Genomic DNA, 14,638 nt, shown 5'->3' on the forward strand with positions numbered 1-14,638 from the left:
TGAGACACACAAAGAATGGCCATTACATAAATGCAACGACCATCCTTCGAGCACATTAATTTCTACTAAAGAAACATACCCGTGAATTACGTACGTAGACTACATCTGTATGCACAATGAGACGGTCTGGTGCGTGGATGACGATCTGGGATGATCGGATTCTCGAAATCCTCCGGGACGAGGATTCCGGTACGCCCTCGAAACTCGCCGAACGTGAACAGATTCGAGTACAACCGCCACAGGTCTCGCGACGACTGAAGAAACTAAACGAGCGTGGGCTGGTACAGCATCTCGGCAACGGCGTCTACATCATCACGGAACGGGGAGAGGGATATCTCGACGGCGAGATTTCGACCTACGAGGACGAACCCGACGAGATCAAAGAGAGCGAGGACACTGACGACGGTGTCACGTCACCAGGAGGGGTGTGAGATGAACCGACAGTCCGCCCACTGGATGAAACGCGAGGACGAGCGTATCCTCGAATTTCTCGACTCCGAAGATATGGCTACCGCGGAGCTGATCTCCCGCGAGGTGTTCCGCAAGGTCTCGCCCGATCACGTCGCCGAGCGACTGGCGAAACTGGAGTACGCCGGGTTAGTCCACCGCGTCGGGATGAGTTCGTTCGAGCTAACCGGCGAAGGCCAGCGGTATCTCGCTGGCGACCTCGACGCCGAGCATCAGCCACGTCCCCGGCGAGTATAGCTGTAGCTTGCGGATTTTGAGAGAGTAAAGAGAAGGAGCGCTATCGCTTCTCGACTTCGTACTCGAACAGCGTCGCCGACGAGTCGGTGTCGGCGCTGTTCCAGATCACCGATATCTCGGTGCCTGCGTCAAGGGCTTCCGACCCACTGATCGACGCTTTGTCGTCAGTCAGGTAGCTCCCACTGCCGTCGGCGGCGATGTACAGCGAACTCTGCGAGCGCAAGCCCTCGGCTGAGTCCGACCAGTCCGCGCCGGTGTCGCTCACCGTCTCGCCGTCGATGACGACCGAGATCGTCTCGACCTCCTCAATCGTGTTCCCAGTCATGTGGTACAGGCGGACCTGCTGGTCGCCGTTGCCGTACTGCTCGACGTCGAAGCGCACGTCGGGCGAGGGCTCGGCGTCTCCCGCACCTTGGTACAGGTCGATCGCGAAGATACCGAGTACTGAAGCGAGGATCACCACTATTCCGACGAGTAGGATCGTACCGATGACTGATGATTGGGCGTCGGCATCTGAAAGAAAGTGAGTCATTTGCGTGTGAACGGACTGTGGTGGGTCCGATTAGTTGACGGTATACTCCTGCAGGACGCTGGAGTCGCTGCCATCGTCAGCTGTCCACACTACGCGGATGGTATCCCCTGACGAGAGTCCCTCCTCAGGGTTGTTCACTTCATTAATTTCGTCTGCTGCGTCTACGTAGTTGACTGAGTCCGTATTATCGTAGTCGTTTACAGATCCAAAGACAACACGGACACTGTTCCCGGCACTAATTTCACCACTGCTTGACCACAGTTCCTCAACATCATCGTCTGAAGGACCAGTCTGTGGCGTAATACCGTATGCCGTATCACCATCTACGGTAATATCGATGTTACCTTCGTCAAGTGTACCACCGGTCTGGTGAGAAATGTCGACAACGGTCAAATTCGATGAGTGGGGAGGTGCAGTTCCATCTGTGAAATTCACCGTGCTTTGACTGAAGTCCAAGCTGGCCTGCGGAACTGTTGATTGATCGTCACCGATTCCGATCACGAATGCACCAATAACAGCGGCAAGAATGACTGTTATTGCAACCATTAGAATAACCCCTATAACTGGGGAGACTGCAGCGTCATCACTGACTAGGAATTCAGTCTCATGGCGTTTGCACATCGTAGTCGGTTAGGACACTGGAGTCTCCTCCGCTGTCGGAGGTCCAAACTATACGAATCGTTTCGCCACCGGCCAGTTGCGATCCGTCTTTGTGATCCACTGTGACAGAAGAACCAGCGGTAATCTCTCCGGTGCTGGCCCAAACGGGATTGCCGCTACCGGATTCTGCTTGATCTCCATCTACGGTGACATCTATATTTCCTTGTTGAAGGGTATCTCCCGATTGATGAGTGACATCTACCTCTACCGGAGAGCTACCAGATTGATCAAAATTAAAGCTAGCAGTCGGGACCTCTTGCTGATCATCACCGATACCAATCACGAACGCCCCAATAACGGCCGCGAGAATCACCGTTATCGCGACCATAAGGATCACGCCGATAACCGGCGAGACCGCGCGTTCGTCGTCGTCCGTTTCGAGTAGTTTCTTGAAATCCATTGTATATCCTTTGTAGCTTGTTTGCGCCGATTTCCGCCAAAGGATTAATATCGTACACTTGCGTGGGGTACGATGAGGCAAGGGGTTCATGGGATCTGACACCCCTCCTCGCCTGTCCTTTCGCGTGCTGTCGGCGTTACACAAGAGAATACATTCATCCGTAATAAAACTTAAGCCAGATATGAAATATTACATCACAGTTGTAACCCAGTTTGCATGTAAATTATAAGTAAATGATAACAACTAAATTAACTCCGAAATCGCTTGCGAGGACCTATAACGTACAGAACCGGGCGGACCCCTGGGACGCCGTCGAAGACTATCAGGAGTATCTCGACGTCGCCGCCCGGCATCCCGACAGCGGATCGAGCGCGCTCGCGTCGAAACTGGAGATGCCGCGCGGTCGAATCCGCGCGTGGGAGAACGGCGCAAAGCCCGATCCCGCCCGCGCCGTCGAAGTCGCCGAACAGCGCGGGTGGTTCGAGGGCGTTGACTCCGACGAGTTCGCGGCACTGAACCAGCTCGTCGCGTGGATCCTCTCGGGGGCTCGATCTCCACGGGGACCTACGTCCCGCATTTCGCCGTCGACGACGCGACCGAACCGCGCGTGACCGACGCGCTGGACACGCTCGGGATCGACTGGCGACGCGAGCGAGCGGATGAATCCGATAGAGCGACCGAGATCGTGCCCACGGACCACGCCAGCGTCCTCGGGCGGGCGCTCGTCGTACTCGGTGCGCCACAGGGAGACAAGAGCGACCAATCGGAGTTTTCGCTGCCGGAGTATCTCGACGACGTCTCGGACGAACTCCGGTACGAGTTCGTCGACGTCTACATTCGGAACCGACAGACACCCCAAGGCGAGCGTTTCATGATGGGCTTTCGTGAGGAACGATCTGAGGCATACCTCCAGGAGTTAGCAAATCTAATCGAAGACGTCGCAGGCGAGCCGGTCACCGTCAGCGAAAAGAACATCTACCTCTCCAGTGAGGCCGCCGACGCGCTGTACGGAAAGTTCCGGTCGTTGTGAGCAGTCCGGAAAGAGTGTGAAAGTCGGGACGTTGGCTTCGGTACGTACAGGAAATATACTGAGTACTGTCTACCACCGAAACAATCATTCGAGTATATTCTCTAACTAGAATATGAGCCGAGTCAAGTTTGCGTTTGCCGCCGGTATTTTTGCGGCTCTTGGGGTAGCAATCGCTCAAATAGTACATATAACTTCAATCGAATCTACTGTGGCGAGCGTAGCTATAGAGGGTCTCTTCGTCGGAGCAGTCGTCTATCTTGGTCTCAAAGCGCTCGAACGGTCTGTGGATTCACAGTAGTTCACACTCAGTGTGGTGGTGATGAGCTACTCGCAAACCTACTTACTGCGTATTTCAGTCCAAACGACCCGGAAATAGCGTCCGGAAATGTGGAGAAAGTCGGGAAGTTGGCTTCGATACGTACAGAGTTTGTAACTATCAGAAGGATTGCTGTGTAGAGCGTCTCTTGTCTGGAGGAGTATTGGATCCACTTCGGTCATCGTAGTATTTGCGTCCGATGAATGATTCATCCAAGTTTCCAACAATCGTCGTATAGAGCATCTCAGCTGAGATATATGTCGGTTCGTTAGCTTGTGTCAGTATCTCACTGAGAGGAACTGGATCGCCTGTAGGGGGCGTTAACTCTACTGTCCCCAATTGTTCAACCAAGTTCTCTTGCGTGATTGGAAACTCAACCGATTGGTCGATTACCTGCCTTATTTTGGAATATTCCATATTAGTCGTGGGGGTAGGTCGTGTTCCTTAGTGGTCCACCACACGTGGGACATTCGCTCGTATTCATGGGGTTCTCGAACCCATCTCCACAATCTTGACAAACATATAGTCCCGTTCCAGACGGGCAGGATTAGTCTTCATCACAACTATGTGTTCATCGGCCCTGCGGTTCAAATCTGCGCATGGTCAATCATGGTACTAAAAGGATAGTTCACACGCAAACCTACTTACTGCGTATTTCAGTCCGAATGGCCCGAAAATAGCGTCCGGAAATGAGGAGAAAGTCGGACGGATTCGGCCCCGATCACCCTTCCCACCCCCACCGAAAACCCCTTTACCTCCCGTGTGGCCGTCCGGGTTACAGGCTACTCGGACATGAACCTGAAAGCCCACGCTCACAGAGACGACATGAAGGTCTGGCTGAGTCAGACCGAAGTTGATCAACTAATCGCTCAGGCGGACGGCACCCAGCAGCGGATCGCGTTCTCGCTCGGCGCTCGCTGCGGGCTCCGCTCTCACGAGGTCCTCAACGTGGCTCCCGAGGACGTCGTCGACACTGACGCCGGAACGATGCTCCGGGTCTGGCACGGCAAAGGCGACCAGTACCGCGAGACGCCGGTCCCGCGGGATCTCGCCACGACCATCCGCACGATCGACGACGTACGCGACGCCAGCGCCAGCTCGTCGCTGCTCGACATCACCTCGACGCGCTCACTTCGGCGCTGGATTCAGACCGCCGCCGATCGCCTCCAGGACGAAACCGGAGAGGTCGGCTGGGATCACCTCGGCTTTCACGATCTCCGGCGGACTTGGGCGACCGCGCTTGCCAGTGCCGACGTCGACGCCCTGCTGGTCTGCGACTGGGGAGGGTGGAACGATCTGGAGACCTTTCTGGAGCACTATCGGGGGACGTACTCGCCCGAAGCCCAAGAGCGAGAAAGAGGAAAGGTTGACTGGCTTTAGCTGTCCGTGCTCTATCAGTAGCCTCTGTAGGCTATTCACCACGTTCTTGCCCGTGAAGGACGTTTTATGTACATGCAAGCTCTGCTTAAGACACCAAGTTTTATTATGGAGCTGCAAAGAAGTACATGTCATGAACAGTGCACCCCACAGAGGGAATGATGCCAGTAAGTCCCTCAAAGAGCTGCGTCGTGAAGACGCAAACAGGGAGTCGGATACCTCAGATGTTGATATAGAGAATCCGTTCACCAACACCACTCAGGAATCGATTCGAGATTAAATTTCTATACTGCTATTGACTTCTTGCGGATATCGATTGGCTTCTTCGTTATCATAGAACAACTTCTGTATAGCAGTTAGTGTCTGCTCAGAAACTTCGCGAGGTCCACTTCCGTCAACAATCGTCAAATCAAATTTATTTCCAACACCTGGCGCTTGTGCTGAATTCATCAATGCTGCATAAACAACATAAAGACATTCTTCTATCGTTAAGTCTCTAGAATACCTGCTAGTGAGTGTATCACGAGCTAAGTTTGATCCAGTTCCAACAGTATCAAACCCTATGTTAGCAAAAGACTCTACTAATCCATTGTACCCTCCTTTATCTGATACGCGGTATGTGTGAGAACCATTTACATCATGCCCAGTTACTATTACATCCAAACCAAGCTCAAATTCACTGTACATTTTATCCCAAGCCTCACCTCTACCGGAGTTATACATACCTGATTCGTAGAACTCATCAAAGCTAATTCCTCGCTGGGACAAGATTTCTTCCTCAAATTTGGTCTGCTTCATAGAGATATACACATTCTTGACTATTTCTACGGCTTGCTGAACGCTCTCAATATCGTCAATAGAATCCTCAACTGCACGGTTGATCGTAGCAGGTGCCAAAGCAGGACCAGCAGAAGATATTACTAGCCTAATATTTTCGGATCGGTATGGTTGGTATTTGGAATCACTTGACTCAAACTCAATAGGCAGTGTTCTATCTGTTACCATACGATCCGCGCCAACAACTGCCGCTTCCTGGTCTTCACACAGGACAGATATACAAATTGTCATGGAGCATAATCATTGTAGATTGGTTATAAAGGCTTGGTAACATCTCTTTGTTAAATCGCTGAACATAGGTTCAACTGGGCCTCAACAGTGAGTAGTGCAAGCACTGTGACTGCAAGTATAATTAGAAATAGAGAAATACGGTATTTTTTCACGCGCTCATTATTTATCGACCTATTGTTCTCCGTGCTTTCTATATAAAGTTCTATGAATTTTCTATCAAACTCTTCTTTTGAGAAGTTAATATATCTGGATATATTTCGAGCGTTCTGCATAGGTCTCTGATAGTCATAGACGCTTAAAACACGAAGGGCTTGACCTGCAGAGAGCATAGATAGGAAAATTATGATTACTGTAGAGTGGCTCGACAGACCTTCAATTATTGATGTAACAGTGATTATAATCGCATTAAGTGCAAATACTGTCCCCGCCTTATTTTCGATGACATCGCTCCTCTCTTGTTCTAAGTCAAATCTTCTTCGGGCCTCTTCCAGTCCAGATGTACTAGAAGGGAACTCTGCGTCTTGTAAAGCAGGTTCTTGATCGGAGTCTTGATCATCAGTCATCTCACGGAATGAAAAGAGTCCCACACTCATCACAGGTTTTCCAAGTCAAACCTGAGCTGTCAGTATTATTTGATTTTCTATAATTTTCTACGTCTGTTCCCGGTTTACAATCTGGACAAATTGGCATATTGGCTTGTTTGTATTACGGCATTAAACTTATTTTGGATCATTTTTACTTGCGATTATATTAGGTCAATAAGGTTTTATCACTCATTATGCGGGCTGGTTCGCAAATCGATATTGGGAATCTCGCCGTCCTCAACAGCGCGCACGAGGTACGCACCCTCACCGATGCGGTTCACGTACATCTCCTGATCGTCGGGAATCTCGCCGTCGTCGGTCACGATCCCGTCGAGTTGCAACTCATCTTTGCTGAGAGAGACGGTTGGCGTCCCGCTGTGATCTCCTAGTTTTCGGAACATGATAGCCTCGGCCACACCTTGCCACTTAGTTGTTTATACTGTGTACATAGTGTGGCCCCAGTAGTAGCAGATTCCGGACATTCAAGCGGGCGCGTGTGGCCGCCTTGATCGCAATGTCCTATGCAAACTGGATCCCTGACGGGGTCCGACGTGAGGACGGTATCGACCTGATCGACGCACTACTCGCTCCACTGTTCGTGCTGGCGACGTTCTCGACCGCGGCAGTCGGGACGGTCCAGCTCTACGATCCGATCAACTGGGGCTTCGAGGACGTGCTGTACGCCGCAGGGGGCTCGGAGATCACCCTCGGGTTCGTGATTACGATGATCACGATCGTCACCGCGTGGGTGACCAACGGCCAGACGTCGGTCGACGACTTTACCGATATGGAGACGATCGTGCTCCTGCTCGCCGTGGTGCTGAACATCAGTATGGCGCTCGTTCCGGTGGTCTCTGGAGCCGTCGTCTCCCAGTGGTTCCTCGGCTGGTTCCTGGTGATGCTCAACGGCGCCGCGTTCTACCTGATCGCCTACAAGTGAGGTCCTCGAACATGGCAACAACAACCTCTCACGATGCGACCGAGCAGGACAGTGCGACGACTGACGCCAGCCCAACGCCCAGCGCTCAGAAAGACGTCCCAGGTCCGGTTCCAAACAGGTCGCTCGATCGGCGGATGTTCCTGAGAGGGACTGCGGCGGCTGGGGCGACGGCAGTAGGTCTCGGCAGTGGTCACATGACCGGCGAGAGTGAGGCTATCGGTATCTCGCTAGCAGTCGGTGGCGCGGCGCTCTTTGCGGCTGGAGCGGCGGCAGGCGTTGGTATCCAGTCGTGGCGCGTCGACGGCGATACGGAACTCGACCCGGACGACGTTCTACAAAATCAGATCTATCAAGCGGCGTCGGCAGTGTCTCAGGGTCGAGACGAGTTCGTGAATCAGCTACAACAGGAATATCTCAACCCGACCGACCCACAAAACACGCCGTACGGGCGTGTTGCATGGCAAGAGGTGCGGGTTGCGGCGGTCAGGGAGATCACCAATGGAAACAGTGAATCGGCGGCGCTCGCGGCGGCGAAGGATGCACTCGACAAGCAGACGACCCGAAGTGTTGTGAATATCGTCGAGCGGTACAATACCGGTATGAACGCGATGATAGAGCAGATGGTCGCTCACGAGAATAACGGTCTTAGCTCTATCTCTAGCGGATCGTCGAACTACTCTCTCTCGCTCCTCGACCTCTCCGCAGAGACAAACGCGAGCATGGTCAGCGCGGGACAAACGGACGCGGCAACCACGTCCCAATCCCTTTTGTGGGAGTGGACAATACCGAACCTCCCGGTCCCGGCGTCAAATCTCGACGGGCGAGAATCTGAGCTAAAGATGCTCGTTAGTGGGATCGACATTAGCGGGACCACCTACAAGGTGAAGCCTATCGCGTGGGGTAACGGCTTCCTCAACAAATCGACCGGAGATGATTCCTCAGGAAGCTACTACGTCACTGATACGGACCTCGCAGACGTGGAATGGTTGTCTGTCGGCACGTATGAGGAGATCATCGATCGGATTCACACCGCCTACAACGAGATCACCACGGACCTGAGTACCTACGTTAGCACACTGTATGATGGGATTCAGCAGGGGGCGATTGACCCGGCTGATATTCTCGGCCCGCAAGAGATCATCGACCAGTTCAGCGATTCGGACGAGATGACGCGACTCGCAACCGAGTTGGTCGCAATCGGAGCGGATGTGCCGGACAGTGAGGCGGCAGGATACGAGGCGACGGTCTCGCATCCTGACATTCAGGCCGACGAACTCACGGGGCTGGTTTTCCCCCAGTTTTCGGTAGACCCTGCGCCCTCGATCTCTCCGGGGACCACAATCGCCGCGAGCGACTACGATCTGCGTACTTCGGCTATGAGTCTGAGCTAGACACAGACGGAGAAACTCAGTTCGAAACCATGGTCCTGAGTGGGAGTGACCCGCTGGAGATAATCGACGTTCAGGGTGTCAAAAATCAGGAGACAGTGGACAGCGAGAGCCGGGGCGCGGAGGCTGGCGCGAGCGGTCGGGTGGTCGTTTGGTCAGGTGACGGCGCACCGGACCCGCTAAAGTACCCGGCAGACCACTCGGGATACTCCGTGCAGGTGAAAGGTGACGTGACGAACGACACCCAACCCATCGGGAACGTGACCGAAGACGGAACCGAATACGTACTGAGTACCACCACGCTCGCGGAAGGTGAGACAATCGACAGCATCGACATAGTGCCGCCGGTCAACTACGAGCGAAGCCACGACTACGTTAGTGACGCGACAACGGTAGACACTCAGGCAACGCTGAGACCGGCTGGAGAAACAGACACAACTCATCAACGACCTGGAAGAGTCGCTGATGATGATGGTGGTGCGTGGCTTCCAGGTGTGCCATCCGCTCCTGATCTGAGCGGGAGTTTCGCCGGGATCGCGGTGATCGGGGTCGTAGTAGTCTCGGTGATCTGGGGCGTACTGAGTGACGCGATTCCGTTCCTCGGGAACTGACCATGCGACGTTTCTTTTTCGTGCTACTGACGGTAACGGTAGCGCTGGCTGTGGGCATGGGCGGGATGGGCGTCGCGGCACAGGAGACGCCGACGAACGAGACCGAGAACGAGACGCAGCCGCTCGACGACGACCTCGGCGACGAGGCCGAGCAGGTGATCGACACCGAGACGCGGGTAATGGACTGGTCGTATGATAGCGGAGTGTTCACGATCACGCTCGACGCCGACGCGCCGACGAAGGTAGCAGTCACCGAAGCGGGCGGCTTCCAGGAAGGGTCGGGAGCGTTCAACTACAATCGGTTCGAGATTCCAGAGGGCGAGTCAGTCGTGACGTTTGCCACACGGGATGCTCAGCAGAGAGGGACGGCGGTCACGATCTCCACCCAGCAGAGTCTCGCACAGGGTGGCGGGGCGTACCTCTCGACTGGCGGGCAAGCGCAGGATCCCTTCGAGGCGTTCGGCGGCACGAGTGGCCTGTTCACGGGCGTCACTATGAGCGTGGTACTGGCGGCACTCTCGGCGGCGTACGTGCTCAGGCAGGAAGCGAACGGCGTCGTGGAGGCAGGAGTATGACAGACACGAGTGGCACCTTCGGCGGCTGGTCGGATCGTATCACGTACATCCTTGCAGAGGGCCAGTTGATCGTGGCTGGTGTCGCGGTCTCGATCGGGCTGGCGCTGGTCTGGTTCCGTCCGAGTCTGCCGGGTATCCCCCGATCGCTGGCGGGATGTTCGCGGCACTGCTCCTGCTCGGTCCGCCGCTGTTCGCCGTGTTCATCAGCGGTGTTCGGAAGCTCCGAACCCGCAACTGGACCACCGTCTACCACATCAACGCGGCGACCGATACCCGCCAGAAGTACCTCGTCTCACCGGATATCTGGTCGGAGAAGGACGTCGACGGGCCGAGTCCGTACCGGGTCAACGAGAACGAGGACTTCGAGGTGCGCGAGTTCGAGTACGACGAGGAACTCGACCAGCTCCGGGTTCGCGGCAGCCACCTCTCGCAGATGCAGGACTCGGCACTGGTCAGTTTCCGCACGCTCGCACACGACCTGCACGAGACGTTCGTCGAGAAGTGGCTCGACCTGAACGCACTCCGGGCACGGGACAGCAAGCGTGGGCTCCAGGTCCAGGACGACGTGATCAACGCCCAGGCCGAAGCAGACGAGCGCGGGCTTATGGAGCCCCAACTCGCGGTCAAAGAGGCGTGGGAGGACTCACTCGAACAGGTCAAACAGGACGACGACCATCTCGACGTCGACGACCTCGAATCCTACTCCGAGCGACAGCATGCTGCTGGTCGCCCGACCCAGTCGGACCGGACCGCCCGCCCGAGCAGGCCGCCACTGACGGGGGTGTCGACGAGTGACCGACGAGCAGGAACTGTTCACCGCGGCGACGTTCCGCGAGTACCAGGAGGATTTCCTCGAGCGGAGCAACGACGACGTCCACGAACACACTGGGATTGTTCGCGACGAGAAGGTCTCGCGAGCGCTGGCGATCCGGGCGACAGCGTACGACCCACAGGAGACCGACCGCCCCGACCAGATGCCCGCCCAGTCGAAGGACCTCCGGAAACACCGGGCGATCCGCCGGGTTGCCGGCACCGAGACCGGTCGGGAAGCACTCGAAAACGGCGACATGGCGACGCTCAAACACCTCACCGGCGACACCAACCAGCGGGCGGACGTCAGCGGGATCAAGGCCATCGGTAAGGTCGACGACCTGATCACTGGTCCCGCGCCGATCATCGTGCTGCTCGGCGAGATGGGCGCGGGGAAGACGGATTTCGCTGGGCTGCTGGGCCAGCGCTGGGACCACCACCAGCCCGAGGACCGCCTGATCGGCACTAACATCCAGTCGCTCCAAGAGAAGACGCGCTGGGTCGACGACGATGGCGACGTCCGGGACGGCTGGATCGGCGACTACGGCACCCTCTGCGAGTGGGTCGAGCAGGACGGCGACCCGCTCGATCACGCCCAGCGCTCGAAGCTGTTCATCGGCGACGAGTTCAGTTCGGCGGCGTCGGGCCGCGGCAAGCAGGGCTACGAGACCGCCCAGAAGATGGCCCCGCTCATCTACAAGATCCGCAAATACGGCGGCGCGATGATCTACATCGCCCACGGCGAGCGCTCGATCCACCCGATGATGTGGCGCGTCGGGACGATCGTCAAGAAGACCTCGAAGAAGAAGGCCGTCGTCGCGGATGCGATCCGCGGCGGCCAGCTCGCCGACGTCGAGTTCGAGATCGACGGGATCCCGCCGACCGACTGGCGGTTCAACACGAAGGAAGCGAGCGCCTGGAGCTGGTCCGAGTACGGCGAGGAGACCGACGAGATGGACGCCGACGAGGCGGCCCGGCAGACGGCAATCTGGACCACCATCCGATGCAAAGAGGAGGGGATGGCAAACCGTGAAGTCGAGAAATTCGTCCCGTACAGCCGCGAGTGGGTGCGAACGCGCTGGAACGAGTACCACGACGAGGGGAAACACTCCGAGACCCTTGCCAAAGTCGAGGAGGTAATCGGATGACTCCGGTACGGTGGCAGGGTGGCAACCCCAACGTACACCCCTTTAGTAGAGGCCCACAGCCTGCCCCGCTCCGAGGGAGCGGGGCGACCGATGGGCGGGCGGCGCGGAGTATATATATCGGCGCGCGACGCGCGTGGTGTGCGTGAATCGCTCGAAGCGAGCGAACCACTTCGGCACCCTCTGCGAGAAGCGGATGGCGCGGAAGCGTCGGTTCTCGCTGGAGCGGGCGAGCTGGTACGATGCCCGGTTCGGGAACGGGACGCCTGTCGAGATCAAATCGACGATGCGTGAGCACTCGGACGGTCAGCCGGGGAACTTCAAAGTGTATCGGCAGTACCACGAGAAGCTTCGACGGCACGACGGCTGGTACTGTTTCGTAGTGTATCGGCCACACGGGCGATCGGGGTGTACCGTCCTCGACGACAGGATGGTTCGAGCGGGCGATCTCCCGCTGCTACGGTGGCATGGGGGCGGTGATCACCGTGATACCAAACAGGGAAAAATCTCGATTAAAGAGGTTTTTTAGCTATTTTAGAGATGTATCTCGCGTTCTCGATAGGAGTGATCTAAATCCAAGAATTGTAATCAGTGAGTCTCAGGCAAGCGACCATAATAAAGAGCACACGAATGTATTTCGCGAGGGCTCAAAGCCTCTAAATCATTATGATCACAATGATTTAACCAGTCCGCACTTTCCGTATTCCAGTAAATGGCGTTAAGCCCCATTTCAGTACAAAACCAATTCCCGTTCGTATCCATTACAAAATCAACAGCCCAAGTATACTCCGTGAACTCTTTTGCGACTCTGTGAGCGTAACGTAATGGTATCTCGTTAGTGCCGGAATTGATTATTCTTTCTAAATGATCATACTGCATGTCACAAATATCTTCAGAGCCAATTTCTCTTGGAGTAAAGCTCAGTATCTCTCCATCTTCAATAAAGAACCGGACTTCGGGATGGCAACCCCGATGCTCTGCGCGCATACAAAAGTTCAAATCAAGCCACTGGCGCAAAACAAGAGCCCCACCATGTTCCCAGTTGGAAGCAGACAGTTGTGATAGAAGTGATTCAATAGTTCTATTAATCTCACTTGGTTCACGCTTGGAGATGTGAGACCCGCTTCTTAAGCGGTGAGGGGCGGATTTATAATTAGACCGAACAAACGCCTCTTCAGCACCCCAAGTATTCAATGTAGATATTATCTCACTGGTATCCCACCATAATTGACCATCTTTTTCTTCCAAGAATATTATTTCGGTTTTTGGAATTGGGATGTCTAAGTCTTTAATTCGGTCCCAATAAAATGTAAATTTATTCTTTTCCGACAATATAGATTCAATCTTCAACCGTGAACTAGCCGAAGCCTCAGGAATCATCCCAATTACAATCTGATCCAGTTGTGGTGAAAAATAAGTCAGTAGTATCTTCAAATTCAAGATCAAGATCGTACGAATTTCCTGTTTCAGTAGCAAAATCAACTCCACATAGCATACCCGGTCCTGAAGAAAACGCTCCTTTTGTATGCTCAATAATATTCTGTTTTATTCGTTGCCGGGTGGTCGACACGCCGACAGACTGAAGACCGCTAATCACGTTCGCTATTTGAGAAGAAACAATGGGCGCGGAGAAACTAGATCCCTGAGCGAGTAACGGCCCAATTTCATCTTCAATAGGCAAATGTACTGGTGCTAGCACATCTGGACTGTTCTCAGCTGGCTCGTGATTGTGCTCCCACTGCTCATACCGTCGGTTTTCTATACAAGACGTTCCAGGGTAACATCCTCGGTTGGTACAATATGTGCCCTGAGCACCATCATTATCAGATCGCTTGATCCAAAAAGCATTAGGTGCGGGCTGATCAGTACCTGGTCCAATAGATATTGTCTTATCTTCTTGTTTGATTTCTGCAGTGCATTTAGCAGTAACACCCCCAGTAGAAAGGACTTCAGAAGACAAACCAGGACAGACCAACCCATCTGTTTGAAGTTGATCGCCACTGGCTGCAACAAATACAGTATGATCGTCAAGAAGGTCTTCTAAAACACGACACACTTTGCAACTCGGCCCGCTCCGGTCACAGTCTTTATGAGGGTTAGCAGCATGATCAAGACCGGCAGAAAAGTTTATTACGTCTATCTCACCAATAACATGTTGTATAATTCCAAAAGTTTTTAACAAGTCTCGATCCTTAAAATTTCCATTTGGATGGATTGTTTGATAAAAATGAAATTTGGTATTATCTGCATACCGTCCTATGATGTGAGCAACGCCGTGTCCGTGAGTGTTACTGTCTCCAGCATTTATTGCGTCCAGTTCTCTTCCAATTGTATTGTACTCTCTAAATTCTTCACTGGCTTCACTAATTGAGTCTAAGATAGCGATGTCAGCAGTATCTCCTTCTATAGGGCCGCCCTCTAAGAGCTCATAATGCTCCACAAGGGAGTTTAGATACTCTCCTTTAAGATCCGCGAAGGAATTGAACCTTCGGGGAAT

19 protein-coding genes are annotated in these 14,638 nt (G+C 54.2%); 11 read left to right on the forward strand and 8 right to left on the reverse strand.

Going from position 1 to position 14,638, the window contains the following annotated elements; all coding sequences use genetic code 11:
- The first annotated feature begins 116 nt into the window (after window positions 1-116).
- Window positions 117-431, forward strand: coding sequence for an ArsR family transcriptional regulator (locus tag ACFQH2_RS13955; protein ID WP_377054581.1), 315 nt, complete (start codon window positions 117-119; stop codon window positions 429-431).
- A gap of 1 nt (window position 432) precedes the next feature.
- Window positions 433-705, forward strand: coding sequence for a hypothetical protein (locus tag ACFQH2_RS13960; RefSeq protein ID WP_377054583.1), 273 nt, complete (start codon window positions 433-435; stop codon window positions 703-705).
- A 40-nt stretch (window positions 706-745) separates the two neighbouring features.
- On the opposite strand, the gene ACFQH2_RS13965 is transcribed toward ACFQH2_RS13960, so the two are convergent.
- Genes ACFQH2_RS13965 through ACFQH2_RS13975 form a run of 3 tightly spaced genes read right to left on the reverse strand, consistent with a single transcriptional unit; the run spans window position 746 to window position 2,297 of the window.
- On the reverse strand, window positions 746-1,237 hold the full coding sequence (locus ACFQH2_RS13965; protein ID WP_377054585.1) for a type IV pilin: 492 nt from the start codon (window positions 1,235-1,237) through the stop codon (window positions 746-748).
- Between the two features lie 30 nt (window positions 1,238-1,267).
- Window positions 1,268-1,858: a type IV pilin gene (locus ACFQH2_RS13970; RefSeq protein WP_377076850.1), complete on the reverse strand. Its 591-nt coding sequence runs from the start codon at window positions 1,856-1,858 to the stop codon at window positions 1,268-1,270.
- Window positions 1,842-2,297 carry a type IV pilin gene (locus tag ACFQH2_RS13975; RefSeq protein ID WP_377054589.1) on the reverse strand — a complete coding sequence of 152 codons (456 nt, stop codon included), beginning with the start codon at window positions 2,295-2,297 and terminating at the stop codon, window positions 1,842-1,844. Before ACFQH2_RS13975 ends, ACFQH2_RS13970 begins: the two co-directional genes overlap by 17 nt.
- 233 nt (window positions 2,298-2,530) lie before the next feature.
- Between ACFQH2_RS13975 and ACFQH2_RS13980 the strand changes: the two genes are divergently transcribed.
- The 3 genes from ACFQH2_RS13980 to ACFQH2_RS13990 all read left to right on the forward strand — a co-directional run bounded on the left by ACFQH2_RS13980 (window position 2,531) and on the right by ACFQH2_RS13990 (window position 5,023).
- The gene (locus ACFQH2_RS13980) at window positions 2,531-2,908 is read left to right on the forward strand and encodes a hypothetical protein (RefSeq protein WP_377076851.1); all 378 of its coding nucleotides are present in this window, start codon (window positions 2,531-2,533) and stop codon (window positions 2,906-2,908) included.
- Window positions 2,827-3,327 (forward strand): hypothetical protein, encoded by a 501-nt coding sequence (locus ACFQH2_RS13985; protein WP_377076852.1) that lies wholly within the window; start codon window positions 2,827-2,829, stop codon window positions 3,325-3,327. Before ACFQH2_RS13980 ends, ACFQH2_RS13985 begins: the two co-directional genes overlap by 82 nt.
- A gap of 1,108 nt (window positions 3,328-4,435) precedes the next feature.
- Entirely contained in the window at window positions 4,436-5,023 is a 588-nt protein-coding gene (locus tag ACFQH2_RS13990) for a tyrosine-type recombinase/integrase (RefSeq protein ID WP_377057096.1), read from the forward strand.
- Window positions 5,024-5,296: 273 nt separating this feature from the next.
- Here the strand turns inward: ACFQH2_RS13990 and ACFQH2_RS13995 are convergent, their stop codons facing one another.
- The 3 genes from ACFQH2_RS13995 to ACFQH2_RS14005 all read right to left on the reverse strand — a co-directional run bounded on the left by ACFQH2_RS13995 (window position 5,297) and on the right by ACFQH2_RS14005 (window position 7,073).
- A complete protein-coding gene (locus tag ACFQH2_RS13995) occupies window positions 5,297-6,088 on the reverse strand; it encodes a hypothetical protein (protein ID WP_377054593.1) in 792 nt (263 codons plus the stop codon).
- A gap of 50 nt (window positions 6,089-6,138) precedes the next feature.
- Window positions 6,139-6,651, reverse strand: coding sequence for a hypothetical protein (locus tag ACFQH2_RS14000; protein WP_377054595.1), 513 nt, complete (start codon window positions 6,649-6,651; stop codon window positions 6,139-6,141).
- A gap of 206 nt (window positions 6,652-6,857) precedes the next feature.
- Window positions 6,858-7,073 (reverse strand): hypothetical protein, encoded by a 216-nt coding sequence (locus ACFQH2_RS14005; protein WP_377054597.1) that lies wholly within the window; start codon window positions 7,071-7,073, stop codon window positions 6,858-6,860.
- Window positions 7,074-7,186: 113 nt separating this feature from the next.
- Between ACFQH2_RS14005 and ACFQH2_RS14010 the strand changes: the two genes are divergently transcribed.
- From ACFQH2_RS14010 to ACFQH2_RS14035, 6 genes are all read left to right on the forward strand, one after another.
- Window positions 7,187-7,612: a hypothetical protein gene (locus tag ACFQH2_RS14010; RefSeq protein ID WP_377054599.1), complete on the forward strand. Its 426-nt coding sequence runs from the start codon at window positions 7,187-7,189 to the stop codon at window positions 7,610-7,612.
- A gap of 11 nt (window positions 7,613-7,623) precedes the next feature.
- Entirely contained in the window at window positions 7,624-9,003 is a 1,380-nt protein-coding gene (locus ACFQH2_RS14015) for a hypothetical protein (RefSeq protein ID WP_377076853.1), read from the forward strand.
- Between the two features lie 29 nt (window positions 9,004-9,032).
- Window positions 9,033-9,611, forward strand: coding sequence for a hypothetical protein (locus ACFQH2_RS14020; RefSeq protein WP_377076854.1), 579 nt, complete (start codon window positions 9,033-9,035; stop codon window positions 9,609-9,611).
- A gap of 20 nt (window positions 9,612-9,631) precedes the next feature.
- Window positions 9,632-10,186, forward strand: coding sequence for a hypothetical protein (locus ACFQH2_RS14025; protein WP_377076855.1), 555 nt, complete (start codon window positions 9,632-9,634; stop codon window positions 10,184-10,186).
- 791 nt (window positions 10,187-10,977) lie between these two features.
- On the forward strand, window positions 10,978-12,144 hold the full coding sequence (locus tag ACFQH2_RS14030) for a hypothetical protein (protein ID WP_377054607.1): 1,167 nt from the start codon (window positions 10,978-10,980) through the stop codon (window positions 12,142-12,144).
- A 142-nt stretch (window positions 12,145-12,286) separates the two neighbouring features.
- Window positions 12,287-12,670: a hypothetical protein gene (locus ACFQH2_RS14035; RefSeq protein WP_377054609.1), complete on the forward strand. Its 384-nt coding sequence runs from the start codon at window positions 12,287-12,289 to the stop codon at window positions 12,668-12,670.
- A 59-nt stretch (window positions 12,671-12,729) separates the two neighbouring features.
- Here ACFQH2_RS14035 and ACFQH2_RS14040 read toward each other — a convergent pair whose 3' ends face one another.
- Both ACFQH2_RS14040 and ACFQH2_RS14045 read right to left on the reverse strand, forming a co-directional pair.
- Window positions 12,730-13,521: a hypothetical protein gene (locus tag ACFQH2_RS14040; RefSeq protein ID WP_377054611.1), complete on the reverse strand. Its 792-nt coding sequence runs from the start codon at window positions 13,519-13,521 to the stop codon at window positions 12,730-12,732.
- Window positions 13,511-14,581 carry a S8 family serine peptidase gene (locus tag ACFQH2_RS14045; protein ID WP_377054613.1) on the reverse strand — a complete coding sequence of 357 codons (1,071 nt, stop codon included), beginning with the start codon at window positions 14,579-14,581 and terminating at the stop codon, window positions 13,511-13,513. The genes ACFQH2_RS14040 and ACFQH2_RS14045 overlap by 11 nt, the downstream gene beginning before the upstream one ends.
- Between the last annotated feature and the right edge of the window lie 57 nt (window positions 14,582-14,638).

The sequence above is a fragment of the Natronoarchaeum sp. GCM10025703 genome (assembly GCF_042661985.1).
Lineage (GTDB): Archaea > Halobacteriota > Halobacteria > Halobacteriales > Natronoarchaeaceae > Natranaeroarchaeum.